Origin of the sequence: Paenibacillus sp. FSL L8-0470 (assembly GCF_038008625.1) — a bacterium.
Lineage (GTDB): Bacteria > Bacillota > Bacilli > Paenibacillales > Paenibacillaceae > Paenibacillus_AQ.
Map to the genome: position 1 here is coordinate 3,174,894 of NZ_JBBOZM010000001.1, position 26,651 is coordinate 3,201,544.

Here is a 26,651-nt window from a genome sequence, read left to right on the forward strand (position 1 = left end):
TCCACTCCTTTGCCGCAAGAATTATAGTGTGAGCAGCTGTACCCGTGATCTCTCCTTGTAGGTGTCCGGTGTGACCAGGGACAGCTGGTTGAGGAATTCAATTTGGAAGGCGCCGGGGCCTTTAAGAGCTGTCCGTTCGGCTGCGAGCTCGGCCGCGACACCATAGAAGGAGAGCGCCTCGGCAGCCGCTTCCAGCCATGACCCGCCGCTGACCGCCAGAAAAGCTCCGACTACGGCGCTGAGCAAGCAGCCCGTACCGGTGACTTTGGTCAGGATGGGATCACCGTTGCTGACGACGTAGGTGCTGATGCCGTCGGTAATTATGTCATCTTTCCCGGTAATGATGACCACACATTCCAGCTTTCGAGCTGCTTTATTCGCCAAAGCGATGACATCGCCATCGCCCGCACCGGCATCAACGCCCTTGATGGCCCAGCTTTCCCCGGCAACATGGGCTACCTCAGCAACATTGCCGCGCAGGGCGGTAATGTGCAGCTGCTGGACCAGCTTATGCGTGACCTCGGTGCGGTAGGCGGTAGCACCGGCTCCAACCGGGTCCAGCACCAGCGGTACCTTATGGCGCCCAGCCGCTTGCCCGGCCAGCACCATCGAGGTGATGGCATGCTCGTTCAGCGTGCCGATGTTAAGCACGACAGCTCCCGACATCGCGGCGATGTCCGCCACCTCCTCATGGGCATCAGCCATGAAGGGTGAAGCCCCCAGGGCCAGCAGCCCGTTGGCGGTAAAGTTGGCCACCACAATGTTGGTGATGTTGTGCACCAGCGGATTGACTTCACGTAATTTAGCTAAATAACTCATTAGTAGTCCTCCTCAAAGTACCTCTGGATTAGTTCCCGTAACGAATGGTCCACGATATATGTCCCCTACAAAAGTCCCCATACATGAATCTCTAAACTTCGGCCCTTAGAATATAGCTCCTACAGATTAATAAAAGCTTCCTTGCTGTCCATTTCTCCGGTCAACAGTCCGTTCTCGGACAGCCACGTGTGCACGTTCTCCCAGGATTTCTCCTCCTGCTGTCCAAAAGGCAGTTTTCCTGCATCCATCAGCGGCAGAAGGATTTCCAGACTTTTTCTCTCGATTGCTTGGTCGAGCGGGGCGGTAGCGTCTTCGTGTGCAAACAATATTTCAAGTGCCTGCTGAGGCTGTTCCTGTACGAATTGCTGTCCTTTGCGTGCCGCATTCATGAACCTCCGGTAGTCCTCCTCAGAATCCAACAAGCTCTGTTCACTGGCAACAAGTACAAGCTCATAATAGTCCGGTACTCCGTAGTCCGTCGGATCGAATGAAGTGACGGGGTGTCCTTCTTTTTCCAATATCAATGCCTCATGATTTATAAATCCGCCGATAATGCCGTCTGCGCGTCCGGTAGAAAGGGCAGGAATAAGATCGAATCCAACATCAATCAGGTTCAGTGAAGCTGGATCGCCTCCGTCGTATTTGACCATTGTCCGGAGCATCGCTTCATACAAGGGAATGGAGGAGTATCCGGCATTTTTGCCTGTGAGCTCTTTCGGGCCGGTTATCCCGCTCTCTGCGGGGACCAGAAGATGATTGAGCGGATGCCTTACGAGCGCTGCGACAGATTTTACAGGTATTCCTTCACCCCGCGCCATTAGTACCTGTGGTTGGTAGCTGAGAGCCAGATCGACTTTGCCTGCGGCGACAAGCTTCAAAGCATCATTGCTGTCCGCCGGCATTTGAATGTCCACCTCAAGCCCTTCTTCGGCAAAATAGCCATTCTGCTGAGCAGCATACAGGAAGGAATGAACAGCGTTCGGATACCAGTCGAGCATTATAGTCAGCTTGTGTGGTTTGTCGCTGGAATTCTCTGAAGAAGCGGCGGAGGTATCCGGGTCTTTTGCGCTGGTGCAGCCGCTTAAGAGGGTAAGCAGGCACAATAACAAGAAGAAGTATGGAATAAGGCGGTGTATTTTCTTATGTGTGGAATGATTGCGATACAGCTTAGGATGGGTCATCGGTAAAATCCTCTTTTCTGCAAAATGAGTTTTTCGAGCACAGCGATACTGAGAAACAAGGCTACACCCAAAGCGGACAGCAGCAAAACGGCGGCGAACATTTCTGCACTTTGCAGATTGCCGGCCATCCGGCGGCTGAAATAACCAAGCCCCCGGCTGCCGCCCAGCCATTCCCCGATCGTCGCTCCGATCACACAGTAGACGATGGACAGCTTAAGTCCGGAGAAAAAGGAGGGCAGCGCCAGCGGAATTTGTGTCTTGCGCAGAATCTGCCAGCGGTTTGCCCCAAGCGTCAGGAGCAGGTCTCTGTACAGGCTGCCGCTTTGCCGCAGGCCGTCATAGACGGCTACCACAACCGGGAAAAAGGCAGTCAGAAAGACGACAGCAACCTTGCCCCACAGGGTATAGCCGAACCACATAATAAAAATAGGTGAGAGCGCGATCAGCGGAATGGTCTGGCTGATAATCAGCATGGGATAAAGTGCTTTGGCGAGCGGAGCGAACATATGCATGCCGGTACCCAGCAGTGTTCCGCAAACAACCGAGAGGGCAAACCCGGTCAGTGTCTCCTGCAACGTGGCGGGTAAATGCTCTCCGAACAGCAGCCCCCGCTTTTCAATCAGCGCTGTCCAGATTGCACTTGGCGCCGGGAGAATAAATGAAGGGATCATGTTCAGCTGTGCTGTGATCTCCCATGCCGCAATAAGCAGCCCCACAAGCAGTAGAAAGGGGCCATAAGTCCGCAGCTGTTTCTTATACCATAGAGCTCTCATGCAATCTACGCTCCAAATCCTCCCGCAGGGCAACAAACTGCGGTTCATAATTCATTTTGTAATGTCTGGGTCTTGGCAAAGTGACGATCAGCTCCTGCAGTCCGCCGCCAGAGCCGCCGGTCATCAAATAAATCCGGTCGCTGAGCAGCAGTGCTTCTTCAAGATCATGAGTGATGAACAGAACGGACTTATCGAGCCCGCCCCACAGCTCCAGCAGCCAGCGGTGCATCTCCCGTTTGGTGATCGCGTCCAGCGCTCCAAACGGCTCGTCAAGCAGCAGCAGTTCGTTGCCTGCAGCTAGTGTGCGCAGCAGGGCGACCCGCTGGCGCATCCCGCCGGACAGCTCCTGCGGATAAGCATTTTCCTTGCCGGAAAGGCCAAAGCGGTCCAGCATTCCGCGGATCCGGGCGAGTGCCTCATGCCGGCTGGAGTCCTGCTTCAGCTCCCAGGGAAGCAGGCAATTGTCCAGCACGGTCCTCCAAGGCAGCAGCAGATCCTGCTGCGGCATATAAGCGATCTGTCCAAGCCGCGGGCGTGTCGAAGGAGAGCAGCGTCCATGTACGGTTATTTCACCCCCGGATGGCTCTAGCAGGCCGGCAATGATTTTGAACAGTGTGCTTTTCCCGCAGCCGCTGGCTCCAACAACGGAAATGAATTCGCCTTGGCGGACGGTCATTGAAAGACCGGAGAATACCGGATTCCTAGTCGCTGCAAACGAATAAGCCAGGTTGGTTATAGTGAGCATATTGGAATGTGGAAACCTCCTACGGGCGTAGTTTGTTTGACGATACTTGTCTGATCGGCGGCAACAGCAAACACAAGAAAGACCCATTCATTTCCGGAGGAAATAAATGGGTCTGAACGTCACAGTCAGTTAGCTTAGTGCGGCTCCGCTGAACAATTCTGCTCCACTTCCCTCCGCTGGTATGATCCAGATCAGGTTCCAAGGGTCCGGAGCTTAAAGCTCCGTCTCAGTCGGCCGACTCCCCTAGTGAAATAACAGGTCAATATTGAATTTGCAATTGCTAATTAATATACCATATCCGGACTGAAGATGTAAAAAAATTGATGAAGCGGCAGTACTTTTGGGCAAGATAAGCAAGTGTCCATGCAGTGAAAATATAGGGATTTTGAAAGGGGATCATGTGATGAAGAAGCTTAGTCTGACTATCCTGCTGCTGCTAACCCTGCTTGCGGCAGGGGCATGCGGCAATAATAACAATACAGCGCCTGCGGCTACTGCCGCGCCCACAGAAGGAGCGGCGGCTCCGGCCGGGCAGAACTCACTGGAAGCTGTTAAAGCGAGTGGCAAGCTGCGTATTGGTACGGAAGGGACATATGCTCCGTTTACTTTTCATGATGCAGAGGGCAAGCTTACCGGTTTTGATGTGGAGATTGCCAAGGAGATTACGAAACGGCTGGGGGTGGAACCCGAATTTGTAGAGACCCAATGGGATGGCCTGTTTGCCGGCATGGATGCCAAACGTTTTGATACGATATTCAACGAGGTTTCGATCACGGATGAACGCAAGGTGAAATATGATTTCTCTGAGCCGTATATCGTCTCCAAGGGTGTGCTGATCGTGCGCGAGGATAACAAGGATATTACAGCCTTCGCGGACCTTAAAGGCAAGAAGGCAGGTCAATCGCTGACCAGTAACCTGTCCGATATCGCCCGGGAGAACGGTGCGGAGATCGTCGCTGTGGATGGCTTCAACCAGGCCATAGACCTGCTGACCTCGGGCCGGATTGATGCGACTGTAAATGACGGTTTGTCCTATCTCGACTTAAAGAAGCAAAAACCCGATGCGAAGATCAAGCAGGTGGATGAAACGGCCGAGGGATCGCAGAGTGCGGCAGTTTTCCTCAAAGGAAACGAAGAGCTGGTTAATGCTGTCAGCGATGCGCTGGCTGAAATGAAGAGCGATGGAACCTATCTGAAAATATCGGAGAATTACTTTGGGGCGGATGTGTCCAAATAACAAATGGAACTGGTGCGAAGATGCAGCCGAGTGTCCAAAAAGGATGTCTGAACGATGGATGACCGGAAAATTGGAATTTTCATGGATTCACTGCTGCCCCTGTTTAAAGCGGGGGTGGCTTATACCCTTCCGCTGGCGCTTGTTTCCTTCGCTCTTGGATTGCTGCTAGCTGTTTTTACCGCGCTGTTCCGTCTCTCCTCATGGAGAATCCCGAAGCTGATCGCCCGGTTCTACGTTTGGGTAATCCGCGGGACACCGCTGCTGGTGCAGCTCTTTATTATCTTTTATGGACTTCCGGCGGCAGGGATTGTGCTGGATCCTTTTATAGCCGCTGTAATCGGTTTTACACTCAGTGTTGGAGCCTATTCTTCGGAAATTGTCCGGGCAGCCATCCTGTCCATACATAAAGGCCAATGGGAAGCTGCCTTTTCCGTCGGAATGAGCCGGGGGCAGGCACTGCGGCGGATTATTCTGCCTCAAGCGGCGCGTGTATCGGTTCCGCCCTTGTCGAACTCTTTTATCAGTCTCGTAAAGGATACCTCCCTGGCAGCAAGCATTACGTATGTAGAGATGTTCAAAACAGCGCAGCAGATCACGGCGACCACCTACGAACCGCTGCTGCTCTATAGTGAGGCTGCATTATTCTACCTGCTGTTCTGCTCCGTGCTGTCCGCGCTGCAAAATGCCCTGGAACAGCGGTTTGACCGTTATTCGGCGAGATAAGGAGGAAATCACTTGATTGAAATTCGCGGCCTGCACAAATTCTTCGGTTCGCTACAGGTGTTAAAAGGTATCGAGCTCAGCATGGAGCATGGCAAGGTTCTGGTGATTATCGGGCCCTCCGGCTCCGGCAAAACAACGCTCCTTCGCTGTTTTAATCTGCTGGAAATACCGGATCAGGGTAGCCTGTCGCTGGGGGAATTAAGCCTGGAATTTACGCAAAACAGGAAAATTCCTCATAAGACACTGATGGCCATCCGTCAAAAAACAGGGATGGTTTTTCAGTCCTACAACCTGTTTCCGCATATGACTGCGCTTGGCAATGTAATGGAGGCGCAGGTTACTGTACAGAAACGCAGCAAGGAGGAAGCCAGGAAGCGGGGAATAGAACTGCTAGCCAAGGTAGGCCTCAGTGATAAAGCGGATGCTTATCCCCATCAGCTGTCCGGCGGCCAGCAGCAGCGTGTGGCCATTGCCCGGGCGATGGCGGTCGATCCCGAAGTGCTGCTGTTCGATGAGCCGACTTCAGCGCTGGACCCTGAGCTGGTGGGCGAGGTGCTGAAGGTTATCAAACAGCTTGCGGCTGAAGGCATGACAATGGTAATCGTCACCCATGAGATGAAGTTTGCCGCCGATGTGGCCGACCGGATCATCCTGATGGACAACGGTGTGATCCTGGAACAGGGAACTCCGCAGCAGGTACTGGAGCAGACGGAGAATCCGCGAGCTCTGCAGTTTCTGAACCGGCTGAGCGGTGAGGTTTTATGAGTCGCAGTGTATCCAAGCTGCGTGGAACAAGCAAAGGCAGTCCAGGGGGGACACGGACTGCCTTTGCTTGTATTTAGTTCATCTCATGATGCGCGGGGGAGCGCCTGAGACGCGGTTAATAGTATTTAGTTCTGCGTGGATGCATTATTGACTGAATTCAGATACTCCAGCGCATTGTACAGCATAATAGCCGCTTCGGCCCGGGTAAGCTCACTTTTCGGATTAAACTTGCCATTTGCATCAAGCGTGTTGATCTTGTATTTCAGTGAACGCTGTATGCTGCCTTGGTAGGAAGGCTCCAGTGCAGCTTCGTCAGCAATATCTGCAGGAACAATGTTGATCAGTGGCAGATTGCCAACCTTCTCCACGCCCTGAACGAGCAGGTTGGTGAACATCTCCTTAGTAATTAGCTTGGAAGGATCGATATCTGCAGGAATATCAACCTGGTTGTAATGGGCGTTGACGAAAGCTTCCGCATACCAGGCTTTGTCTTTTACCTTGGAGAATATAGCGCTGGCCAGAGGGGCCTTGTTGAAATCAATGGCAGCCAGACTGAGTTGCAGCCCACCAGTGATAAACTGCACGCCTTGTGCTGTGGTCACTTTGGCACCGGGCAGAAACTGGGTATCGGAGATGCCTTTAATGAGACCTTGTTCCTTCAGGGAGTTGATCTTGGACTTTCCGGCTACATTGTCAATATCTTTAAAGCTGCCGCCAGCAGCAAACATCTGTCCTCCCAGTGAGAAGGAGAGAAGTGATACGGTTGTTATCACTGCAAAAGCGCTTTTTTTCAGTTTCATGTAGATTCCACCTCTATAGTAGGGTAGGCCGCTTGGCCATTATCAACTCCTTTGACGTTATTGTTGAGGAGAAAGTTGCAGAACAAATTAATTATAAATGGCTATGTCTGCGTTTTCTACATCACTTCCTGAAACATCAGGTTTCGGTAAGGATACTTGCTGAGGCTGCTCTTGAACAATAGAGCGGCACCATACTCCTCTATCGTGACGGATTTCAGTGAACTTGCCTTAACGAATCTGCGAACCAGCTTGTTAACGGCGGTCCTGTCGTTGCGCCGGATTGCAGCGGCAAAGCTTTCGGCGTAGCTGCGGCTTCTGGCCAGCTTCCGGTAAAACGGGAGAACAGCTGAGGCAATCCTGCGGTGCATCCTTGCATTAAAAGTAAATTGTACGGTTCCCGGCGGGATAGTCGTCCCGTTTGTATAGAAGGATACCGGCAGCGGAAAGGGGAAGGAGATAAAGTAGCCGATGCCGTTTGTGCCGTAATTTTCTACAGAAGCGAGAGTAGGAATCTTTGCGAGCAGTTTGCCCATAAGACTAAGGTCTGCGTTAACGATGGCGCTGGACCATTTCGCGGCAAAGCTGCCGCTTCCGGCTATCTTCCGGTAGAACGGCAGCATGGCCGCAGCAACTTTGCGCAGAATGGAGCCAGTCACAAGGGGTCTTGCTGTAGGTGCGATTATATTTGCCATCCGGTCCCTCCTCATATCCATAAAATAATCCCATTATATAAGATATGGAAGCCGGGCCTATTTCGGATTGGGCAGATGTTTAGTCTACAGGAATATAAATAGTTATTCGCATATAATCGGGATACGTTGAGTTCAACACATCCGTAATTTCAAAGTCGGGCCCCTCCCGCCGTTCATAATTGGTGTTCGGCAGCCAGGTTCCGTAGATATAGTCTCGGGTTGACTGGCTCAACCCGGCTGGGCCATGGGCCTTGAACATGGCATAGTTTCCTGCCGGGATATCGAACTGGACATAAGCTTCTGCTGGAACTTCCGCTGTATCCGCTACCGCTTCACCGATGATAAATGAGAAGTCTCCGTTATCCTGATAGTGGCAGGCGATGCCATAGGACATCCCCGGTGACTGTTTTTCCGGAATAGCCATGAACCGCCCGTTTCTTCCAAAGTCCTCATAGAATCCGGGAATATCCTTGTAATGCGCGTCTTCATTTAGATTCGTTTTGTACTCTACGCCGATAATCTTCGTTCCTTCCCAGTGGATCAGTGTTGGTTTGTCCATTTCGTGTACATCTCCTTTGGTTGTTTTTTGGAGTTCCAGAAAATTGATGACAGGCTGTCCTTGGATAACGTCTGCAGTTTTGCGGTATTTACCAGGCGTCAGGCCGGTAAAGCTTTGAAAAGCACGGGTAAACGCTTCCTGGGACTGGTACTGAAAACACAGGGCGATTTGCAGTACGCTTTCGTTGCTTCCACGCAGGCGGTTAGCCGCCTCGGACAATCTTCGTTTGCGGATGTACTCGTTGACAGTGAAGCCGGAGATTGCCAGGAACATCCGCTGGAAATGAAATGCCGAGAAATAAGCCCGGGCGGCAATCTCTGCAATCCGCAGTTCCTCCTGCAAATGTTCTTCAATGTAGTCGAGCGACTGCTGGATTCTGAAGTAATAGTCCATCGGCGTCATTCCTTTGCGCGTTGATTACAGCTTTAATTATGCGGGATATGTTGAAATGTTTTTTGATACATTGTGCGGAAATTCAGCGGGTGATGTTATAATCATGTCATAGACTTTTCATTTATGGTCAATTTTGTTATGCTTATATCGTAACGATTACTAATTATAAGTTCAAGATATAAGGAAATTCTTGCGGAAAGGCGGGAGAAGCCATGAACCCAATTGCGAATATCAGCCAACAGTTTGCTGCGCAAAACTATAAATTGACGCCCCAGCGTGAGGCTATCGTGAAGGTGCTGCTTGATAATGAGGAAGAGCATTTAAGTGTGGAAGAGGTCTACATGCGTGTGAAAACCAGTTATCCTCATTTGGGGCTGGCAACGGTATACCGGACCTTGGAGCTGCTATGTGAGCTGCATATTGTAGAAAAGATGAACTTTGGCGATGGCGTGGCCCGTTATGATCTGCGGGATGATCATGCCCACATGCATCATCATCTGATCTGCAATGTGTGCGGAAGGCTGGAAGAAATCAAGGAGGACTGGCTGCTGGAGCTGGAAAGACGGCTGGAAGTGGAGTACGGATTTAAAGTCACCGATCACAGGCTCGATTTCAAAGGCACTTACAAGACATGCAAGCAGAACGGCTGCAAGGTGGACAAGCAAAAACAGGCGGTATCCTAAGGTTTCTGAAGATTTATATTGGGCTTAAAAAAGACGCAGAGCTCTGGCAGCCTGCGTCTTTAGGTGTATCATATTTTGGGAATAAATACTTAATTTAGTTATTTCTCGACATTGCCTTTAGCTTGTTTGGGCCAGAAAGTGTAGCTAAAACTTATAAGCGCATCAATCCCTACAATAATTGCCCAGACTTTTAATGTTTCGAACAGATTCTCTGTTCGGGAAGAATCACCAGTCACAACAATCATACCGTACATCACAAGTGCACCAATGGCAAAAGCGAGCAGATGAAGCAGCCAGCCGATTCTTTCATTGTGTGCATGTGCTGTGCCGTGTTTTGGCTTGGGAGCAGGTTTTGGACCTCCGGCAAAACGGTAAGCAAACCGTTCATCCGCCCATTTGATCATCCGGTGGCCCCATGCAATAGATACGCCGATATAAATGGCGGATAGACTATGCATGAATGTGGCTTCCGCGCCATTTCTCAGGTCAATTACCGCAACGGCGATAAGCACCAGATCAATCAGCGGAGTGCAGAACAGCAATATGGCTCCTAGCTGCTTCTTGCGGAGGATATAACGGAAGGTCAGCCCCGCCAGGACAAACACCCAAAAGGCGATCTCACAGCCAATAATAAATAACGCCATCTTCGTATTTTCCTCCTAAATAGTACAAGTGTATTAAATCAATTGCTGTAAGTTTAGCATGGATGACCTTATAAATTCAACTGTGATATAATTGCCTTATGCCAAAAATAGTGAATCATGAGGAACGGCGCCAACAGTTAGCCGAGGCCGCCTGGCGAATTATCCGCCGGGAAGGGATGGAGGCAGTCTCCGTCAGAAGTGTAGCGAGCGAGGCCGACATGTCATTGGGATCGCTGCGCCATTATTTTGCCACCCAATCAGAATTGCTTGCCTTCTCCATGAAGATGGTGTCAGATCGGGTCAACGCACGTATGGAAGCTATGGAATTTACGGATCATCCAATGCAGGACATCGAGCGGTTTATCCATGAGCTGATGCCGCTGGATGAAGAACGGAGTGTGGAGGCCGAGGTCTGGCTGGCATTTTTCGTAAAGGCTGTTACAGACCCTGAGCTGCAGGTGCTGAAACAGGAGGTACATAACGCTATGTATGATGGCTTTAGCCAAGCCATTGAATATCTCGCGGCCCGGGGATTGCTTAAGGAGGGATTGGACCTGAGGGCCGAAGCCATGGCACTGCATGCCTTGGTAGACGGGCTGGTGCTGCATCATATCAGTCAGCCGGAGCAAGTAACCCGGAAAGACCTCAGCACGCTTGTAACCTACCATTTGCGGGGTCTGCTTCAATAACACAAACAAGCTGCCTTGGAATTATGGCAGCTTGTTTGTGTTATTATTTCTCAGGCTTAAGGACGGTTTGGCACGAACGATTTGATCCATGTTCCGAAGCTTCCCGGATTGCGGGTCTGCACCAGCACTACGCCTTCACCGCGGAATCTGCAGACCAGAGCTTCACCGCTGGTCAAGCTGTTCAACCAGCCGGAGGCGGCTTTTTCCACTTTGTATTCCATATAATCCGGCCAAGCCACCAGGTGTCCGTTGTCAATAATTACTTCCTCGCCGGGTGCGAGGTTAATCGCATGAATCGCCCCGAAGGAGGAGAGGAACACCGTTCCGCTGCCGCTGATTTCTATGATGAAGAATCCTTCGCCGGAGAACAGGCCGCGGGTCAGGTTCTGCATTTTGGTGTTGACTTGGATGCCATGGGTTCCCGCAAGGAAGCCGTCCTTCTGAACATAGAGCTTGTACGACCCGTCAAGCTCTATCGCCTGGATATCGCCGATGGCTCCTGGGGAGAGCAGCACTTCGCTTTGACCCCGTGTGGCAGTAAGCTCTTGGAAGAAAAACTTCTCACCGCTCAGCATCCGGCCAAGTCCACGCATTAAACCGCCGTCTACCGTACCTCTGATCTCAACATTCGGCGACATGGCGACCATCGCGCCCATTTCCGCCTTGACACTTTCACCCGGGTTCAAATGCACCTTGAGCATGGCAAAAGCGCCATCATATAATACATCGTATTTCATTGATTTCTCCTCCGATTCTGCCTAGCTTTTATAACGGAATTCCTGTAAAACAAGGATACTATATTATACCATTTTCTGGTCTGCAAGCTTCTAGATTTAAGCGGGTACCAGATTTTTATAATTAACTATACCGGGAAATCAGGTCGCGAATATGTTAAAATTAAAGTATCGGCAGATGGCTTGCCGGTCATAACGATACAAAAGGAGTGTTGCTGCAATGGCACGCACGAAAACACAAAAAGCTCTGCTCAAGGCAGAACGCGCCGGAACATGGTGCGCCGCAAGAAACCGGAGATCAAATGATGACTACAGCGCAATCTCCCAGCATGTACGTCTTACTCCCAGCAAACAACAACAATTGAATAAGATCAAACACAAGGAGCGGATCTTTCGGGATGGTGCTCCTTTGCATTTATACGGGGCCTCATAACTAAGTCTGCGCCCTGCTGTGTATGCGGTACTGTTTTGGCGACATGCCAAACCGGCTGCGGAACACGCGGTGAAAGTAAGTATAGTTGGCAAAACCGCAGGTTTCGGAGACATGCTCCAGCGGCATCGGACTGAAGGTGATCCGTTCCCGCGCCATTTCCAGCCGGACGTCATTTACATATTTCACTATGCTGGTGCCAAAAGCTTCTTTAAAGAGATGTACCGCGCGGGAGACAGAAATGTCGACGTGGCTGGCCACATCCTCGAGCCGGAAAGAAATAGCGGCATGCTCCTCCACATATTGCTTCATCCGGTAGGCGAGATAACCTTTAGGTGAGATCACAGGCTGTTCGGTCATCAGTCTATCAATCTCCATACATAAAATCTGCAGATAACACGCTGAAATCTCTGGTGAGGAGTCGGAGAGCCTGCGCTGCTCCAGCACAAGCTGGCGGAATAAGCCAAGAAAATAATCGCTGCGCGGCAGGCGGAGAAGGGCAGGACGCTGTTTGCGTGTCCACCATTCCTCGATCCAGGGGCCGCCGCAAAAAATATGGTAATCCCCGCTTTCAATCCGCGGTTTGCCTACAGGGTAGTTCTCTTTGTCGATGCTTAAATAGTAAGGATCATCCGGGGCGAAGAGCATAAGGTCGCCGGTCTCCACTGTGGAGATGACACCGTCAATCCGCGTCCGGCTGCGCCCCTCAGTCTGCAATCGCAGGAGATAATTCTGGAGGCCTTCATTGAGCGACGAATGGAAAGGCTTGCGGTGAAAAGAGAATCCCGCAGAAAATACGTGGCAGGCAGCAGCAGATGTCATGAGTCCTCCTGGGTTGTTGAAATGATAAGCAGATTGTTCATGTTTTAATCATATTATTCATTTTATTATAGACGCTTTCATATTACCATGTAGCTAAGCAAAAACATATAAAAGATGCGAAGGAGGCTGTATGGCGGCTCTGGAAGCTACATAAGCAGGCGTGGGGTTCAGAAGGCGCAGGAAATAGATATAAAGGACATTTTTGAATAACAGCCCTTTTGTTCAGGTGATTTCCATAGTGTGGCCGAAGCAGGTACGCCGTTTTGAATAACGCAAGTTAACTCTACAACGACTAGGAGTGAGGAATTGATGCTGAAGATTGGATTACAGTTGTATACGCTGAGAGCAGAGCTGGAGCAGGATTTCGAAGGAACGCTGCGCAAGGTGGCTGAGCTGGGATATGCGGGAGTGGAATTTTACGATTTTTTCGGCCGGACAGCAGAGGAAGTAAAGGGACTGCTTCAGGAAACGGGATTGGTTGCTCTCGGTGCACATCGTCCATATGATGTCATGCTAAACGATACAGAGCAGGAAATCAGCTATAATCTTGAGATCGGCAACCGGAACCTGATTGTGCCTTATTTGACTGAGGAACAGCGTAACTGGGAAGAGGTTGTTGCTAATTTCCGCATAATAGGAGAGAAATGCAGAGCAAGGGGAGCAGTTTTCGCTTATCATAATCATGATTTTGAATTCACGGAGCATTTTGGAGAGCGCACCGCATTTGACGGTATCTTCGAAGAGGTTTCTGCTGAGCTGCTTCAGGTAGAAATGGACACCTGCTGGGTGTACTACGGCGGTTATGACCCTGTTGAGTATATCCACAAATATGCCGACCGTTTGCCGCTTATCCACTTAAAGGATATGAAGAAGCTCGAAGATGGCTCGGCAGAGACTGTTGTACTAGGTGAAGGTGAAGTGAATCTTACCGCGATTCTGGAGGCTGCTGATGCGGCTGGAGTGGAGTGGGCGGTAGTGGAACAGGATTATTGCAGCCGTCCGGCGCTGGAAAGTGTTGCGGACAGTATGAAATGGGTTAAAGGCTATGCCAATCAAGGGGGAAAAGTTCATGTCTGATAAACTTAAAATTGCTATTATCGGTTGCGGTGGTATCGCAAACGGCAAACATATGCCAAGCCTATCCCGTCAACAGAATGCTGAAATGGTAGCATTTTGCGATATCGTGGAAGAACGTGCCCAGGAGGCTGCCAAAATCTATGGCGCCGAAGGTGCAGTAGTCTATACGGATTTCCGTGAGTTGCTAGCAGCGGGCGGATTTGATATTGTGCATGTATGTACACCCAATGACAGTCACTCCGAAATTACGGTTGCGGCGCTTGAAGCCGGTAACCATGTGATGTGCGAAAAGCCGATGGCCAAGACAACGGCGCAGGCTCAGGACATGCTGGATGCTGCCCGCCGCACTGGCAAGAAGCTGTCAATCGCGTATCAGAACCGGTTCCGTGCAGATAGTGAATATCTGAAGGGAATGTGCGAAAGCGGGGAGCTGGGCGATATTTATTATGGCCGTGCCATTGCGCTGCGACGCCGAGCCGTTCCGACCTGGGGGGTATTTCTGGATGAAGAGAAGCAGGGCGGAGGTCCGCTGATCGATATCGGAACGCATGCTCTGGATTTGACACTCTGGCTGATGGACAATTATAAACCTCGTGTAGTGGTCGGTTCTACCTTCCACAAGCTGGGGCAGCGTAAAAATGCCGCAAATGCGTTCGGTCCATGGGATCCTGAACAATTTAAGGTTGAAGACTCCGCTTTCGGTTTTATTACAATGGAGAACGGGGCAACCATCGTGCTGGAATCAAGCTGGGCACTGAATGTGGCTGAATTCGGTGAAGCGAAGACGCTGCTAGCAGGCACCGAAGGCGGTGCGGATATGAAAGACGGCCTGCGCATTAACGGAGAGCGTGCCGGACGCCTGTATGAAACGAAGGTGGACCTGTCTTCCGGCGGCGTTGCTTTCTACAGCGGGTCTGCAGAGACCGAGGCTGACCGCGAAGCCCGCTTGTGGCTTGAGGCGGTTATTGAAGACAAGGACCCGGTCGTCAAGCCTGAACAAGCGTTTGTTGTGACGCAGATTCTGGAAGCTGTTTATGAATCCGCACGCACTGGCCGTGCAGTCTATTTTGACGGAAGTTCTGACAACTAAGAGAATTTAACACGGATACTATAAGAAAAGCAGGAGTGGAATCCATGAGTTCAAACAAACATTCGGTGGTCATCGTCGGCTATGGTGGAATGGGAAGTTATCATGCACAATTAATCGGTGAGAATGAGCGCCTGGAAGTCGCAGGTACGTTCGATTTACTGGAAGTGCGGCGCGAAGCGTCAGTAGAAGCAGGTTATAAAGCTTATGCCAGCTATGAGGAAGTGCTTGCTGACCCGGTTGTCGAGGTGGTGCTGATTGCAACCCCGAACGATGTCCATAAAGAAATAGCCATCCGTGCGCTCCAAGCCGGCAAGCATGTCGTCTGTGAGAAACCGGTAGCCATGTCCTCTGCTGAGTTTAAGGAGATGACTGCAGCGGCCGATGGAGCCGGACGCGTCCTGATGGTTCATCAGAACAGACGCTGGGATGAGGATTTTCGCGTGATCAAGCAAATGTACGAGACGGAAACGATTGGAGCACTGTTCCAGATTGAGTCCCGCGTACATGGTGCCAATGGCATTCCCGGCGACTGGCGCCATGTGAAGGAGCAGGGTGGAGGTATGTTGCTCGATTGGGGCGTACATCTGCTGGACCAGTTGCTGTTTATGATCGACAGTAAAGTGATCAGCGTAACCAGCACTCTGAGCTATATTCTCGGCAATGATGTCGATGACGGATTTGAAGCGGTGCTGCAATTCGCAAATGGCATCAAGGCGATCGTTGAGGTCGGCACGACCAACTTCATCACATTGCCAAGATGGTATGTGAAAGGGATTGAAGGTTCAGCAGTAATCGAAGACTGGTCGCTGACCGGAAGAATTGTTACCCGCAATAGTGAAAGTGAACACCGGGAGCCCACACCGATCCGTGCCGGTGTCGGCTTGACCAAGACGATGGCACCGCCTTCGGAAGGCTCGACCATTACCGAAGCACTGCCGCCGGCAGCAGAGCTTGCGGATGGTTTCTACAACAATTTTGTCGCTGTAATTGAAGGTACGGCTGAGCCGATCGTCAAGAATGCGGAAGTGCTGCGTGTGCAGAATCTGATTGAAGCGATTTTTGAGGCTGCTGAGAGCAATCAAGTCATTAAGGATTTTGATACTTACGAAGCTTAAAGAGCGGCGGAATATTACAATGTGAGAGGCGGCAGGGCAATGAAACTTGGTGTATTTATGGTGCTTTTCGGCGGTCGTAAGCTTGAGGATGCGCTGGATTATGTAGTTTCCAAAGGACTTAAGGCAGTGGAGATCGGTACCGGCGGCAACCCGGGCAACAGCCATTGTGATCCGAAGCTGCTGCTTGAGAATGAAACGGCGCTGAAGGAATTTAAGCATGCGGTGGAGTCACGCGGCCTGATGATCAGTGCGCTAAGCTGCCACGGCAATCCGCTGCATCCGCAGAAAGAGCTGGCCCGCAAGGACCACGAAGATTTCGTGAACTCTGTTAAACTGGCGCAAAAACTCGGGGTTCAGGTTGTAAACACCTTCTCGGGCTGCCCGGGTGACCATGAGGATGCCAAATACCCCAACTGGCCGGTTGCTCCATGGCCGAACGATTACCAGGAAATTCTGGCTTGGCAGTGGGAGAATAAGGTTATTCCTTACTGGAAGGAAATGGGCTTATTCGCAACACAGCATGACGTCAAGATTGGCTTAGAGCTGCACGGAGGGTTTTCCGTGCATACGCCAGCGACATTGCTGCGCCTGCGAGAAGCTGCAGGTGAAGCTATCGGGGCCAACCTTGATCCCAGCCATATGTGGTGGCAAGGCATTGATCCGGTGCAGGCCATACATATTCTCGGCCGCCAGGGCGCGATTCATCACTTCCACGCTAAGGATACAGTGATTGATCCGGTTAATGTGAATATGTACGGATTGACCGATATGCAGTCGTATACCAATATGCTTGACCGTGCCTGGCAATTCCGTTCAGTCGGTTATGGACATGACGTGAAGGTCTGGGCAGATATCATCAGTGCCCTTCGATTGGTAGGTTATGATTATGTAGTCAGTATCGAACATGAAGATGGACTGATGTCCATTGAAGAAGGGTTCTCCAAAGCGGTAGACAATCTTCGTCAAGTGCTGATTGAAGAGCCGCTTGCTGATATGTGGTGGGTATAAGTTCTATGGATAGCTTCACTAAAGTCAAATTGGATGACGGGCAGCTGGCACTGCTGGTTGAGACGGCTTTCGGCAAAGAAGCGGGGATTGTCTCTTGCTCGGAGCTGACCGGAGGTTTTTTTAATACGGCTTACGATCTTGAATTAAGCAATGGCCAGACTGTGATTCTGAAGATTGCTCCTGCAGATGAGACCGAAACGTTAAGCTATGAGAAGGATATTATGCGGGCAGAAGTAGAAGCCCTGCAGCTGGTCAAGGCAGCCGGTGATATTCCTGTGCCAGCCGTATACAGTTATGACGAAAGCCTCCAACTGATCCCATCTCCCTATTTTTTCATGGAGAAGATTGAAGGGCAGCCCTACAGTGAAGTGAAAGATACTTTGTCCGTCGAGCAAAGAGCCTCCATCGAGCAGGAGCTGGGACGGTACCAGCGGTTGATTAACGAGATTAAGGGACCGCGGTTTGGCCTGTTTGGACAGATGCCGGAAGGAACGGTAGCCTCATGGCGGGAGAGCTTCACTTCGCTGATGAATAACCTGCTTGCTGATGCCGCCAGACTGGAAGCCAAATTACCGGCGTCCCACGATGAAATTAAACGGGTGCTGGAGCAATATTATCCTGCCCTTGATGAGGTGACGGAACCCCGGCTTGTGCATTGGGATTTGTGGAATGGCAATCTGTTTGTGAAGGATGGAGTTATTGTCTCCATTATTGATTGGGAGAGAGCGCTGTGGGGCGATGTGCTGCAGGAGTATTATTTCCGGCACTTCGAGGACTCAGCAGCCTTCCACAAAGGCTATGGTCTCACCTTCGACAGCCCGAACGAGCTGCGGCGCAAGAAACTCTATGACCTGTATCTCGACCTCATCCTTGTGATTGAGTGTTATTCACGGCAGTATAAGGATGAGAATCATGTAAGCTGGACCTTGGATAACCTGGCGGAGAGCTGGAGAACATTCACCGGCAGCGGTGAGGCCATAAAATAGAACGCGGAAGGCCGGTCCTCTGAAGGGAGACCGGTCTTCTTGCTGCTCTGATTAACCGGAAACACATGTTTTGTGGGAGGATGGTTTACAAATGCTGAGTTGGCTGAATCTTCATATCGATACGATAAGCTTGTTGTGGTTGCTGCCTGTATGCTTCATGTTTCATGATTTTGAAGAAATTCTTACTGTTGAGTCTTGGGCAGGCAAATACGGCAGCCGCGTGGAAGAGACTCTTCCTAAGTACATGAGCACAATGTATAGGAGTACCATGATCATGACGACGCGGGCTTTTGCTATGGATGTGCTGTTCGTGTATATTCTGATAGTAACAGTGACCGTACTTGCAGTATTCTTTTCTTTTTACTTGTTATATCTGGCGGTTCTTGCCGTTTTTCTGCTGCATGTTTTTACACATCTGGGGCAAAGTGTCTTTTTGAAACTGTATACTCCCGGCGTAGTAACCGCGTTGTTAGTAGCATTGCCTTATTCACTTTATGCTTTTTACAGGCTGCTGGAGACAGAGACCGTTAGCTTTGCGGATATAGGCTGGTCGCTATTGCTGTTGCTATGCCTGGCTCCACCGGCTGTCTGGGGCCTGATGAAGAGCAGAATGCGCCGCAATCAAGGGTGAAACCGCTTGAATCTCTAAAGACACATTTTCAGAAAGCACTTGACGTAAGACTATAAAGATAGATAAAATAATACTTATTGCCTTTCTATATACTGAGAATCATTATCATATCTTGAAAAGAGCAGAGAGGGTGACAGGATGGAGCGCCTTTTAGAGGTAAAGGACCTAGCAATATCTTTCAAAACACGCGGCGGAGAAGTGCAAGCAATCCGTGGCGTCAACTTCCATGTAAATAAAGGGGAAACACTGGCGATTGTAGGCGAATCCGGTTCCGGTAAAAGCGTAACTTCCCAAGCGGTCATGAAGCTTGTTCCTGAGCCGCAGGGCATTTATAAACGTGGACAGATTTTGTTCGATGGTCAAGACCTGATTAAGAAGAGTGAGAAGCAAATGCAGAAGATTCGCGGTAAGGAAATCGGTATGATCTTTCAAGATCCGATGACCTCGCTGAATCCGATGATGAAGGTCGGTAAGCAAATTACCGAGGTTCTGTTCAAACATGAGAAAATGTCCAAAGACGCTGCATACAAACGGGGTGTCGAATTGCTCAATTTGGTGGGAATTCCTTCACCTGAGCGTCGTTTCCAGCAGTACCCGCATGAGTTCAGCGGCGGGATGCGCCAGCGTGTCGTTATTGCTATGGCACTTGCAGCCAACCCTAAGCTGCTGATTGCCGATGAGCCGACAACAGCGCTCGACGTAACGATTCAGGCGCAAATTCTTGACCTGATGAAGGATATCCAGAAGAAAATTGATACAGCAATCATCTTTATCACCCATGATCTCGGTGTCGTGGCCCGAATGGCCGACCGTGTAGCTGTTATGTATGCCGGACAAATTGTCGAGATGGGCACAGCGGAAGAAATTTTCTATGACCCAAGACATCCATATACCTGGGGATTGCTCGCTTCCATGCCGAGTCTGGAAAGCAAAGGCACCAAGCTTACAGCCATTCCAGGAACCCCTCCCGATCTGATCAAACCGCCTAAGGGCGACGCCTTTGCCTTGCGCAGCACCTATGCGATGCAAATCGATATGGAGAAAGAGCCGCCAATGTATAAGGTTTCGGACTCCCATTTGGTGAAATCCTGGCTGATGCATCCGATGGCTCCGGCTGTAGAGCCGCCTGAAGTTGTGAAGAAGAGACAACGCGTACTGAAAAATGCTTATCCAGAGCCGGTTCTGGTGGAAAGCTTCAGCGTGAATTAGTTAGATCAAGTAATGGTATACTATTGAGCTTAGCGTCAGGCCTTCGTAAGGCTTGGCGCTTTTTTTCGTGGGAGCAGAAATATATATTTCATATATATTTAAAACGAAACTAATATGTATAAATAAAAGTATTGACTAATTGTTATTTTCGCAGCAAAATGTAAGGGTATACATAGGAGGTAAGATAATGAAAAAATACACATTGACCACATTGATTTCGTTAACATTATTGGCAGGCTGCAGCGGTGATGGCGGTACGCCGAAGTTCGATAATGTTTCAGTACATGATCCTTCTGTTATTAAGGTGAACAATACATATTATGTATTCGGTTCCCATTTGGCTTCGGCCAAATCCAAGGACCTGATATCATGGAAACAAATTTCCTCCGGCGTAGCAGACGGCAACGTGCTGATTCCCAACGTCACCGAGGAATTGAGCCAGACCCTGAGTTGGGCCCAGTCGGACACACTGTGGGCACCGGATGTGATTCAGCTGGCAGACGGGAAGTTCTATATGTACTATAACGCCTGCCGTGGGGATTCTCCGTTGTCTGCAATGGGTATTGCGGTAGCCGACAAGATTGAAGGACCGTATAAGGATCAGGGGATTATCCTGAAATCCGGCATGGCTGGTGTAGGCAATGACGGTGAAATTTATGATGCTGCTGTCAAACCGAATGTGGTTGACCCTGATGTGTTTTTTGATAAAGAGGGTAAGCTGTGGATGGTGTACGGCTCCTATTCCGGCGGGATCTTCATTATGGAGCTGGATGCAGCTACCGGCTTCCCGTTACCGGATCAAGGCTATGGCAAAAAGCTGCTGGGAGCAAATCACGCCCGGATTGAAGGCCCTTATATGCTGTACAGTCCTGAAACCGATTACTATTATCTGTTTCTCTCCTACGGGGGACTGGACACCAAAGGCGGCTATAATATCCGCGTAGCGCGTTCCAAGAATCCTGATGGTCCCTTTGAAGATTCCGAAGGCAAAGCGATGATTGACGCCAAGGGCACGGCCGGCAAGCTGTTCGATGATCCGGCTTATTCACCTTACGGGGTGAAGCTGATGGGCAACTTTAAGTTCATCAATAGTTCAACTGAGAATGCTGTAAGCGAGGTGGGCTACTTGTCACCGGGACATAATTCGGCTTATTATGATGCGAAGAAGAAAGAATATTATCTGATCTTCCATACGCGTTTCCCTAACCGGGGAGAAGAACACGAAGTCCGCGTACATCAGATGTTCATGAACAAGGACGGCTGGCCGGTTGTCGCTCCTCATCGTTACAGCGGTGAGAAGATCGGGACTTATACTGCAGCGGAAGTCGCCGGAGATTACAAATATGTGAATCATGGCAAAGACATTACTGCAACTACAATTCAGTCGGAACTGATTCAGCTGGGCGGCGACGGTAAGATATCGGGAGCGGTAACGGGAACATGGACGATAAGCGGAGAACACAATGCTGAGCTGACAATAGACGGGACTGTGTACAGTGGTGTCTTCCTGCAAGAATGGAATGAAGCCGTTGAGAGCCAAGTCATGACGTTCAGCGCACTTTCTGCCGGGGGGATTGCTATCTGGGGAAGTCATGTCTCGCCAGCAGCAGAGAGCAAATAGATCTATTACTATGGATTTGACCAAAAGCTCCAGCCCACTGTAAAGAACGGTGAGCTGGAGCCTTTTTTTGAAAATATAAGCATTTATTTGCTTCATGCAATATATTATCCTTCAATCTCTCTCTGAAACGGACACCGTCCTTATGAGGGCGGAGGGCGGCGAAGCCGTTTCCACTTGCAGGTCGGATTACGTTATCCATTGTCGTACTTGCTTAGGGCAATAACGGCATTATGGCCGCCAAAACCAAAAGAATTGGAGATTCCAATCTTGAGCTCGCCTTTGCGGGCAATATTAGGCACATAATCCAGGTCGCATACTTCATCAGGGGTTTCCTGATTGATGGTAGGCGGAATGATGCCGCTACTCAGGCTTTGAATCAGAGCGATGGCTTCCAGCCCGCCGGCAGCTCCAAGCGTGTGGCCGGTCATCGACTTGTTGGCGGTAACCGGAATGCGGTAAGCCGCTTCCCCGAACAGCTTCTTAATCGCCAATGTTTCCGAGCGGTCCCCGATAATGGTGCTGGTTGCATGGGCGCTGATAACATCCACTTCCTCCGGCTTGATTCCCGCTTCGCGGAGTGCAAGCTTCATCGCCTGATAAGCACCGATGCCTTCCGGATGGGTGGCTACCATGTGATAAGCATCAGAGCTGGCGCCATAACCGATGACTTCTCCATGAATCACGGCATTTCTGCGCAAGGCGTGGGAGAGTGATTCCAGAATGATAATCGCGCCGCCTTCGCCGATAACGAACCCGTCACGCTTGCCGTCAAACGGGCGGCTGGCTCTCGCGGGCTCATCGTTGCAGGTAGATAAGGAAGTGGCGTTTCCGAAGCTGGCTAACGAAATCTCGCTGACCGCCGCCTCGGAGCCTCCGGCAATTACACAATCAGCCCCGCCGTAACGGATTAACCGGAACGCTTCTCCGATCGCCGTATTGCCGATTGAACAGGCGGTGACCGGGGAGAGAGTAGGACCCAACGCTCCCAGCTTAATGCTGATCGTCGCAGCCGCCATGTTAGAGATCAGCATGGGTATCAAGGTGGGACTGACTCGTTCCGGTCCCCGTGTCCGCAGTATATCCCCTTGCTCCATCAAGGTATGAATGCCGCCTACCCCGGAACCTACATATACAGCAAGCCGTTCTCTGTCAATCTGATCACGCTGAAGACCGGAATGCGCCCACGCATCTTCGGCGGCAGCCAGTGCGAATTGGGTGAACCGGTCCATCCGGCGGGTTTCCTTGCGGCCGAATCTGCCCTCAGGATCGAAGTCCCGCACCTCAGCGGCAATTTTGGATTTGAAATGTGAGGGATCAAATGAAGTTATTTCGGAAACTCCCGATTCGCCTGCAGTCAGGCGGCTCCAGAATTGCTCTACAGTGTTGCCGAGCGGTGAGATCAAGCCCATCCCGGTAATTACAACGCGTTCCATAATTGTCTTCCTCCATCCTTGTATATAGGGGTTATACTAGTATTTTTCCACTTTACTTATCCTATTACAAGTTGTAGTTTATACTAGTATAATTACTACTATTTATAGGACGGTTTCAGAAAGGCAGGAACAGATATTGTCCAATCAGACGAGGCTTCAGGCATTATCAGATTTCTTAAAATCACGCCGGGCGGCGATCTCTCCCGCTGACGCAGGCTTGCCGGAAGGGACGCGCAGACGAACACCCGGGCTCCGCAGAGAGGAGGTAGCGCAGCTTGCCGGAGTCAGCAGCACATGGTATACCTGGCTGGAACAGGGACGTGATATCAAAGTATCGGCCTCTGTGCTGGATTGCATTGCCTCCGCACTGCAGCTGACCAAGGATGAGCGAAGCTATTTATTCGCGTTGGCCCTTGAGAATGGTCCCGGAAGTATGCCATTTGAGCAGGTGGAGGTTTCCGTCATCAGCCCGCCACTACAGAAAATTCTGCAGGAGCTTACCACCTGCCCGACCCTTATTTCGGACCGGCGCTGCGGCATCGTCGGCTGGAATGAAGCGGCGGCGCATGTTTTTCTGGATTTTGCGTCGTTGCCGCAAGAAGAACGGAACATGATCCGCCTCTTGTTCGAACGCAAGGAATTTCAGCGGCTTGCCGTGAACTGGGAACAATTCGTCAGGGGTTATCTGGCTATTTTCCGGGCGTACTACGGGCAGTATGTTGAGGATCACTGGTATGATGATTTTATTGCGGAGATGAAGGGCAAACATCCTGCGTTTCAAGCACTTTGGGAGGAGAGCCAAGTTAGCTCAGCTCCCGATGTGGTGCTCGAATTCCGCCATGCCAAAGCCGGTAAGATGCTGTTTCATCTAACCTCACTTCAGGTTCACGGAAGCACGGATCTGCGCTGCAGCATCTATACCCCCGCAGGAGCTTCAAATACAGAATCCAAGCTGAAGCAGCTTATCGGGCAGCCTGCGATCCATTAACCTGATAAATTATTTTTATGTATTCATAAAAAACTATAAATATGCAATATGGGGTTTACAGCATATACTCCTAATATAGTGTTCAATTCCTATTGGATCGGAAAAGGGGTTAAGTGCAATGGCAACAGTAAGCGGGTTGGAAGGCGTAGTGGCTGGAGAAACAGAAATTGGTTTGGTAGACGGAGAAAAGGGTTATTTGGTTTACCGCGGATATTGGGCGAAAGAACTTGCAATAAGCCGAAGTTACGAAGAAGTAGCTTATTTGCTGTGGAATGGCCAGCTGCCAAGTTCGGAGGAACTGGAGATGTTGAAGCTGGAAATGGCAGCGGCCAGAGCGATGCCGGAGTATCTGTGCAGAATTGTTGATCTGCTCCCGGCTTCGGTTCCGATGATGCTGGTTCTGCAAAGCACAGTAGCTGCTTTAGGGGAGCAGGGGAATGCAACATGGCCGCCGACGCTCCGGCAAGCCGTGCGGTTAACTGCGCTATTGCCAACGATTATTGCTTACAGATACCGCAGGTTAAAAGGACTGCCTATTGTGGAGCCGCTTCCAGAGCTTGGGCATGCCGCTAATTATTTGTATATGCTGAATGGACAAATTCCGGAGGAAGCCCATGTGCAGGCACTAAGTGCGTATTTGATTCTTTGCATGGAGCATGGAATGAATGCCTCGACTTTTGCCGGACGCGTGGTTCTCTCCACTGAATCTGATATGTGTGCAGCCGTATGTGGTGCCATTGGGGCGATGAAAGGTCCGCTGCATGGCGGAGCACCCTCCGAAGTCATCTCGATGCTGGCGGATATTGGAACGAAGGAGCGGGCTGAGCCATGGATCCGTGAGGTTCTGGATAAAGGTGGCAAGATTATGGGCTTCGGTCATCGCATTTACAAGACCAAAGATCCCCGCGCCGAAGCGCTCAAGATTGCTACCGAGGAAATGATCGGCAAGGATCCTTCCTTTGATGTGGCGATTCATGTCGAGCATACGGCGATCCGCCTGCTTGAGGAATTCAAACCGGGACGCCGGTTGTTCACTAACGTTGAGTTCTATGCTGCCGCGATCCTGCAGGCACTGGAACTGGACCCGGAGATCTTCACCCCTACGTTTACGTCCGGCAGAATTGTGGGTTGGACCTCGCATATTCTGGAGCAAGCCGCCAACAACCGTATTTTTCGTCCGCAATCCATATATACGGGACCTATGCCTGAAGGGGAGTTCTAAGAACAAGCAGTATGTAATCTGTTTATCTTATAGCGCGCAAAACATCCCTGGCCGTTGAACGTCCAGGGATGTTAGCAGGGGGAGTGAAATGAGAGAGCATGGGCGGGATACTCTGGCATTACATTAGAAATCAGAGGCAGCTCTGCTTTCCAATGATAGAACATTATATTCTCCGTTTCTATTAATGCAGCAGCGAATGACTTAAGAGATTAGCACAATTTAGAACGTTCCGCGAACGGATCATTATTCCAATCATTGTGCTCTCCAGATTATATTGATACTCCTTAGCGCTGACGCGGCATCCGGTCTTATAGAGTTGCTGCATGTTCTCCCTTACGGCTATTTCTACCATAAATCCGGTAAAGAATGAGGCCAAAGATCATGCCGGTAAAGGACATTGCTGATACGCATAAAAAGAACGTTTTTCCCCCGAACCTGTCATAAATGGCACCTCCCGCATATGAGGCCAGAATGCCCGACACCCCAAAGAACAGAAGTGCCAGCACTGTCTGGCCCGTAGCCCGCCATTCCTCCGGTACAATGCTGTACAAGTACTGGATAGCCGCCGAGTAGAAGACGGGAAATGTGAGCAACTGCAGAACCTGCAGGTAAGTGAGCAGCTGCGGATCGGTAACCCAGGCAGAAATAAAGAAACGAAGGAAATAGAAGGCTCCCGCAAAAGCGATGATAATCAGCTCTTTGCCTTTGCGCAGCCACCAGAAGCTCAAGGCAAAGACAAGGATTTCGCTTATTGCCGCAAGGAAAAATGACTGTCCCACCAACGCCGATCCTCCGCCCAGATCAATAATATATACCCCCAGAAAAGTATCGTTCATTCTTGCCGGTACAGAGCTGACAAAGACCAGCAGCAGAAATAACAGCGTTTCTTTGTTGGAGAGGAAATGCTTGAGACTGTCCAGGGTGACCGGTTTCCCGGTAACCGGGGCATCCGGCATGTTCCAGCTGACCAGGAAGCCTAGCAGACTGCTGCCGGCAAACAGCAGTCCTAGACCTTGTGCGCCAAAATAATACATTACATATCCGGTCAGCAGCGCCATGATACCATAACCGAGCGCTCCATAGGTGCGGATCGAGCCGTAGCTGATCCCGGAAGACTCGGCGATACGGAAATTGAGGCTTTCTGTCAACGGATCAATCGGCATTAGGAAAAAGTAGAGCAGCATAGCGAACAGAATCAGTTGGCTGTAACTGCTTGAGATATACAGCAGGTAGCCGACAATGGCGGAGCACAGCAGCAGGAACAGCAGTACTTTGCGGATTGTTTTGGTCCGGTCACTGATCATTCCCCATAGCGGCTGGGCGACTATCGTTATGAAACCGCCGGTGCCGACAACGAATCCGATTTGTGCCGGACTCAGACCCTGATTATCCAGGTAGACCGGAAGAAAGGGAATGAACATGGCGAGCAGGGCAAAATATAAAAAGTTAAAGCTGCGTAGCAGTTTTGGTATATTCATCACTTATATGAACCCCCGCGTATTTTAGTAGATTGGAAGAAGCAAGCCCAGTTATTGTATCATGCCTAGCAACTCTAAACAGCTTATAATATGTTACACTGGGG

General features: G+C 50.5%; 28 protein-coding genes and 1 riboswitch. Of the genes, 16 read left to right on the forward strand and 12 right to left on the reverse strand.

Annotation, left to right across the window (positions count from 1 at the left end):
* Positions 1-21 precede the first annotated feature (21 nt).
* The 4 genes from thiM to NST99_RS14350 all read right to left on the reverse strand — a co-directional run bounded on the left by thiM (position 22) and on the right by NST99_RS14350 (position 3,518).
* Positions 22-819 (reverse strand): hydroxyethylthiazole kinase, encoded by a 798-nt coding sequence (thiM, locus tag NST99_RS14335; protein WP_341092569.1) that lies wholly within the window; start codon positions 817-819, stop codon positions 22-24.
* Positions 820-938: 119 nt separating this feature from the next.
* Positions 939-2,000 carry an ABC transporter substrate-binding protein gene (locus tag NST99_RS14340; RefSeq protein ID WP_341092570.1) on the reverse strand — a complete coding sequence of 354 codons (1,062 nt, stop codon included), beginning with the start codon at positions 1,998-2,000 and terminating at the stop codon, positions 939-941.
* Positions 1,997-2,773 carry an ABC transporter permease gene (locus NST99_RS14345; protein WP_341092571.1) on the reverse strand — a complete coding sequence of 259 codons (777 nt, stop codon included), beginning with the start codon at positions 2,771-2,773 and terminating at the stop codon, positions 1,997-1,999. Before NST99_RS14345 ends, NST99_RS14340 begins: the two co-directional genes overlap by 4 nt.
* Positions 2,754-3,518, reverse strand: a complete 765-nt coding sequence (locus tag NST99_RS14350) for an ABC transporter ATP-binding protein (protein ID WP_341092572.1) — start codon at positions 3,516-3,518, stop codon at positions 2,754-2,756. The genes NST99_RS14345 and NST99_RS14350 overlap by 20 nt, the downstream gene beginning before the upstream one ends.
* A gap of 151 nt (positions 3,519-3,669) precedes the next feature.
* Positions 3,670-3,773, reverse strand: a riboswitch (TPP riboswitch).
* Between the two features lie 148 nt (positions 3,774-3,921).
* Between NST99_RS14350 and NST99_RS14355 the strand changes: the two genes are divergently transcribed.
* From NST99_RS14355 to NST99_RS14365, 3 genes are read left to right on the forward strand one after another with little or no spacing between them, the layout of a single operon-like run.
* A complete protein-coding gene (locus NST99_RS14355) occupies positions 3,922-4,755 on the forward strand; it encodes an amino acid ABC transporter substrate-binding protein (RefSeq protein WP_341092573.1) in 834 nt (277 codons plus the stop codon).
* A 54-nt stretch (positions 4,756-4,809) separates the two neighbouring features.
* Positions 4,810-5,478 (forward strand): amino acid ABC transporter permease, encoded by a 669-nt coding sequence (locus NST99_RS14360; protein ID WP_341092574.1) that lies wholly within the window; start codon positions 4,810-4,812, stop codon positions 5,476-5,478.
* A 12-nt stretch (positions 5,479-5,490) separates the two neighbouring features.
* Positions 5,491-6,243 (forward strand): amino acid ABC transporter ATP-binding protein, encoded by a 753-nt coding sequence (locus NST99_RS14365; RefSeq protein WP_341092575.1) that lies wholly within the window; start codon positions 5,491-5,493, stop codon positions 6,241-6,243.
* Positions 6,244-6,368: 125 nt separating this feature from the next.
* Here the strand turns inward: NST99_RS14365 and NST99_RS14370 are convergent, their stop codons facing one another.
* The 3 genes from NST99_RS14370 to NST99_RS14380 form a co-directional block, all read right to left on the reverse strand.
* Positions 6,369-7,043, reverse strand: a complete 675-nt coding sequence (locus NST99_RS14370) for an S-layer homology domain-containing protein (protein ID WP_341092576.1) — start codon at positions 7,041-7,043, stop codon at positions 6,369-6,371.
* Positions 7,044-7,159: 116 nt separating this feature from the next.
* A complete protein-coding gene (locus tag NST99_RS14375) occupies positions 7,160-7,735 on the reverse strand; it encodes a hypothetical protein (protein WP_341092577.1) in 576 nt (191 codons plus the stop codon).
* A gap of 79 nt (positions 7,736-7,814) precedes the next feature.
* A complete protein-coding gene (locus NST99_RS14380; RefSeq protein WP_341097653.1) occupies positions 7,815-8,687 on the reverse strand; it encodes an AraC family transcriptional regulator in 873 nt (290 codons plus the stop codon).
* A gap of 212 nt (positions 8,688-8,899) precedes the next feature.
* On the opposite strand from NST99_RS14380, the gene NST99_RS14385 reads away from it, so the two are divergent.
* Positions 8,900-9,370: a Fur family transcriptional regulator gene (locus NST99_RS14385; protein ID WP_341092578.1), complete on the forward strand. Its 471-nt coding sequence runs from the start codon at positions 8,900-8,902 to the stop codon at positions 9,368-9,370.
* 98 nt (positions 9,371-9,468) lie between these two features.
* Here the strand turns inward: NST99_RS14385 and NST99_RS14390 are convergent, their stop codons facing one another.
* Positions 9,469-10,014 (reverse strand): hypothetical protein, encoded by a 546-nt coding sequence (locus NST99_RS14390; protein ID WP_341092579.1) that lies wholly within the window; start codon positions 10,012-10,014, stop codon positions 9,469-9,471.
* A gap of 98 nt (positions 10,015-10,112) precedes the next feature.
* Here NST99_RS14390 and NST99_RS14395 point away from each other — a divergent pair, with 98 nt between their 5' ends.
* The gene (locus NST99_RS14395) at positions 10,113-10,703 is read left to right on the forward strand and encodes a TetR/AcrR family transcriptional regulator (RefSeq protein ID WP_341092580.1); all 591 of its coding nucleotides are present in this window, start codon (positions 10,113-10,115) and stop codon (positions 10,701-10,703) included.
* Between the two features lie 56 nt (positions 10,704-10,759).
* Here the strand turns inward: NST99_RS14395 and NST99_RS14400 are convergent, their stop codons facing one another.
* Positions 10,760-11,440 carry a TIGR00266 family protein gene (locus NST99_RS14400; RefSeq protein WP_341092581.1) on the reverse strand — a complete coding sequence of 227 codons (681 nt, stop codon included), beginning with the start codon at positions 11,438-11,440 and terminating at the stop codon, positions 10,760-10,762.
* 217 nt (positions 11,441-11,657) lie between these two features.
* Here NST99_RS14400 and NST99_RS14405 point away from each other — a divergent pair, with 217 nt between their 5' ends.
* A complete protein-coding gene (locus tag NST99_RS14405) occupies positions 11,658-11,870 on the forward strand; it encodes a hypothetical protein (protein ID WP_341092582.1) in 213 nt (70 codons plus the stop codon).
* Here the strand turns inward: NST99_RS14405 and NST99_RS14410 are convergent, their stop codons facing one another.
* Positions 11,871-12,689 carry an AraC family transcriptional regulator gene (locus tag NST99_RS14410; protein ID WP_341092584.1) on the reverse strand — a complete coding sequence of 273 codons (819 nt, stop codon included), beginning with the start codon at positions 12,687-12,689 and terminating at the stop codon, positions 11,871-11,873. It abuts the gene before it with no gap.
* Positions 12,690-12,998: 309 nt separating this feature from the next.
* On the opposite strand from NST99_RS14410, the gene NST99_RS14415 reads away from it, so the two are divergent.
* The 8 genes from NST99_RS14415 to NST99_RS14450 all read left to right on the forward strand — a co-directional run bounded on the left by NST99_RS14415 (position 12,999) and on the right by NST99_RS14450 (position 21,426).
* A complete protein-coding gene (locus NST99_RS14415) occupies positions 12,999-13,766 on the forward strand; it encodes a sugar phosphate isomerase/epimerase family protein (protein ID WP_341092586.1) in 768 nt (255 codons plus the stop codon).
* Positions 13,759-14,856, forward strand: a complete 1,098-nt coding sequence (locus NST99_RS14420) for a Gfo/Idh/MocA family protein (protein ID WP_341092588.1) — start codon at positions 13,759-13,761, stop codon at positions 14,854-14,856. Before NST99_RS14415 ends, NST99_RS14420 begins: the two co-directional genes overlap by 8 nt.
* A gap of 44 nt (positions 14,857-14,900) precedes the next feature.
* Entirely contained in the window at positions 14,901-15,971 is a 1,071-nt protein-coding gene (locus tag NST99_RS14425) for a Gfo/Idh/MocA family protein (RefSeq protein WP_341092589.1), read from the forward strand.
* Positions 15,972-16,010: 39 nt separating this feature from the next.
* Positions 16,011-16,979: a sugar phosphate isomerase/epimerase family protein gene (locus NST99_RS14430; RefSeq protein ID WP_341092591.1), complete on the forward strand. Its 969-nt coding sequence runs from the start codon at positions 16,011-16,013 to the stop codon at positions 16,977-16,979.
* A 5-nt stretch (positions 16,980-16,984) separates the two neighbouring features.
* Positions 16,985-17,965 carry a phosphotransferase family protein gene (locus NST99_RS14435; protein WP_341092593.1) on the forward strand — a complete coding sequence of 327 codons (981 nt, stop codon included), beginning with the start codon at positions 16,985-16,987 and terminating at the stop codon, positions 17,963-17,965.
* Positions 17,966-18,056: 91 nt separating this feature from the next.
* Positions 18,057-18,596 (forward strand): HXXEE domain-containing protein, encoded by a 540-nt coding sequence (locus tag NST99_RS14440; RefSeq protein ID WP_341092595.1) that lies wholly within the window; start codon positions 18,057-18,059, stop codon positions 18,594-18,596.
* Between the two features lie 138 nt (positions 18,597-18,734).
* Complete coding sequence (locus tag NST99_RS14445; RefSeq protein WP_038590915.1) at positions 18,735-19,805, forward strand: ABC transporter ATP-binding protein; 1,071 nt, start codon at positions 18,735-18,737, stop codon at positions 19,803-19,805.
* Positions 19,806-19,992: 187 nt separating this feature from the next.
* Positions 19,993-21,426, forward strand: a complete 1,434-nt coding sequence (locus NST99_RS14450; RefSeq protein ID WP_341092597.1) for a glycoside hydrolase family 43 protein — start codon at positions 19,993-19,995, stop codon at positions 21,424-21,426.
* Between the two features lie 191 nt (positions 21,427-21,617).
* On the opposite strand, the gene fabF is transcribed toward NST99_RS14450, so the two are convergent.
* Entirely contained in the window at positions 21,618-22,859 is a 1,242-nt protein-coding gene (fabF, locus tag NST99_RS14455) for a beta-ketoacyl-ACP synthase II (RefSeq protein ID WP_341092600.1), read from the reverse strand.
* Positions 22,860-22,995: 136 nt separating this feature from the next.
* Here fabF and NST99_RS14460 point away from each other — a divergent pair, with 136 nt between their 5' ends.
* The gene (locus tag NST99_RS14460; RefSeq protein WP_341092602.1) at positions 22,996-23,847 is read left to right on the forward strand and encodes a helix-turn-helix transcriptional regulator; all 852 of its coding nucleotides are present in this window, start codon (positions 22,996-22,998) and stop codon (positions 23,845-23,847) included.
* Between the two features lie 118 nt (positions 23,848-23,965).
* Entirely contained in the window at positions 23,966-25,069 is a 1,104-nt protein-coding gene (locus NST99_RS14465) for a citrate synthase/methylcitrate synthase (RefSeq protein ID WP_341092604.1), read from the forward strand.
* Positions 25,070-25,377: 308 nt separating this feature from the next.
* Here the strand turns inward: NST99_RS14465 and NST99_RS14470 are convergent, their stop codons facing one another.
* Complete coding sequence (locus tag NST99_RS14470; protein ID WP_341092606.1) at positions 25,378-26,547, reverse strand: MFS transporter; 1,170 nt, start codon at positions 26,545-26,547, stop codon at positions 25,378-25,380.
* Between the last annotated feature and the right edge of the window lie 104 nt (positions 26,548-26,651).

What these genes read in the sequence shown, in the direction of transcription:
- NST99_RS14355 (WP_341092573.1), top strand. Translation starts at nt 3,922, where the DNA reads ATGAAGAAGCTTAGTCTGACTATCCTGCTGCTGCTAACCCTGCTTGCG.
- fabF (WP_341092600.1), bottom strand. Translation starts at nt 22,859, where the DNA reads ATGGAACGCGTTGTAATTACCGGGATGGGCTTGATCTCACCGCTCGGC.
- NST99_RS14360 (WP_341092574.1), top strand. Translation starts at nt 4,810, where the DNA reads ATGGATGACCGGAAAATTGGAATTTTCATGGATTCACTGCTGCCCCTG.
- NST99_RS14435 (WP_341092593.1), top strand. Translation starts at nt 16,985, where the DNA reads ATGGATAGCTTCACTAAAGTCAAATTGGATGACGGGCAGCTGGCACTG.
- NST99_RS14410 (WP_341092584.1), bottom strand. Translation starts at nt 12,689, where the DNA reads ATGACATCTGCTGCTGCCTGCCACGTATTTTCTGCGGGATTCTCTTTT.
- NST99_RS14375 (WP_341092577.1), bottom strand. Translation starts at nt 7,735, where the DNA reads ATGGCAAATATAATCGCACCTACAGCAAGACCCCTTGTGACTGGCTCC.
- NST99_RS14420 (WP_341092588.1), top strand. Translation starts at nt 13,759, where the DNA reads ATGTCTGATAAACTTAAAATTGCTATTATCGGTTGCGGTGGTATCGCA.
- NST99_RS14450 (WP_341092597.1), top strand. Translation starts at nt 19,993, where the DNA reads ATGAAAAAATACACATTGACCACATTGATTTCGTTAACATTATTGGCA.
- NST99_RS14415 (WP_341092586.1), top strand. Translation starts at nt 12,999, where the DNA reads ATGCTGAAGATTGGATTACAGTTGTATACGCTGAGAGCAGAGCTGGAG.
- NST99_RS14350 (WP_341092572.1), bottom strand. Translation starts at nt 3,518, where the DNA reads ATGCTCACTATAACCAACCTGGCTTATTCGTTTGCAGCGACTAGGAAT.
- NST99_RS14345 (WP_341092571.1), bottom strand. Translation starts at nt 2,773, where the DNA reads ATGAGAGCTCTATGGTATAAGAAACAGCTGCGGACTTATGGCCCCTTT.
- NST99_RS14405 (WP_341092582.1), top strand. Translation starts at nt 11,658, where the DNA reads ATGGCACGCACGAAAACACAAAAAGCTCTGCTCAAGGCAGAACGCGCC.
- NST99_RS14470 (WP_341092606.1), bottom strand. Translation starts at nt 26,547, where the DNA reads ATGAATATACCAAAACTGCTACGCAGCTTTAACTTTTTATATTTTGCC.
- NST99_RS14380 (WP_341097653.1), bottom strand. Translation starts at nt 8,687, where the DNA reads ATGGACTATTACTTCAGAATCCAGCAGTCGCTCGACTACATTGAAGAA.
- NST99_RS14445 (WP_038590915.1), top strand. Translation starts at nt 18,735, where the DNA reads ATGGAGCGCCTTTTAGAGGTAAAGGACCTAGCAATATCTTTCAAAACA.
- NST99_RS14440 (WP_341092595.1), top strand. Translation starts at nt 18,057, where the DNA reads ATGCTGAGTTGGCTGAATCTTCATATCGATACGATAAGCTTGTTGTGG.
- NST99_RS14425 (WP_341092589.1), top strand. Translation starts at nt 14,901, where the DNA reads ATGAGTTCAAACAAACATTCGGTGGTCATCGTCGGCTATGGTGGAATG.
- NST99_RS14385 (WP_341092578.1), top strand. Translation starts at nt 8,900, where the DNA reads ATGAACCCAATTGCGAATATCAGCCAACAGTTTGCTGCGCAAAACTAT.
- NST99_RS14340 (WP_341092570.1), bottom strand. Translation starts at nt 2,000, where the DNA reads ATGACCCATCCTAAGCTGTATCGCAATCATTCCACACATAAGAAAATA.
- NST99_RS14430 (WP_341092591.1), top strand. Translation starts at nt 16,011, where the DNA reads ATGAAACTTGGTGTATTTATGGTGCTTTTCGGCGGTCGTAAGCTTGAG.
- NST99_RS14390 (WP_341092579.1), bottom strand. Translation starts at nt 10,014, where the DNA reads ATGGCGTTATTTATTATTGGCTGTGAGATCGCCTTTTGGGTGTTTGTC.
- NST99_RS14395 (WP_341092580.1), top strand. Translation starts at nt 10,113, where the DNA reads ATGCCAAAAATAGTGAATCATGAGGAACGGCGCCAACAGTTAGCCGAG.
- NST99_RS14465 (WP_341092604.1), top strand. Translation starts at nt 23,966, where the DNA reads ATGGCAACAGTAAGCGGGTTGGAAGGCGTAGTGGCTGGAGAAACAGAA.
- thiM (WP_341092569.1), bottom strand. Translation starts at nt 819, where the DNA reads ATGAGTTATTTAGCTAAATTACGTGAAGTCAATCCGCTGGTGCACAAC.
- NST99_RS14370 (WP_341092576.1), bottom strand. Translation starts at nt 7,043, where the DNA reads ATGAAACTGAAAAAAAGCGCTTTTGCAGTGATAACAACCGTATCACTT.
- NST99_RS14400 (WP_341092581.1), bottom strand. Translation starts at nt 11,440, where the DNA reads ATGAAATACGATGTATTATATGATGGCGCTTTTGCCATGCTCAAGGTG.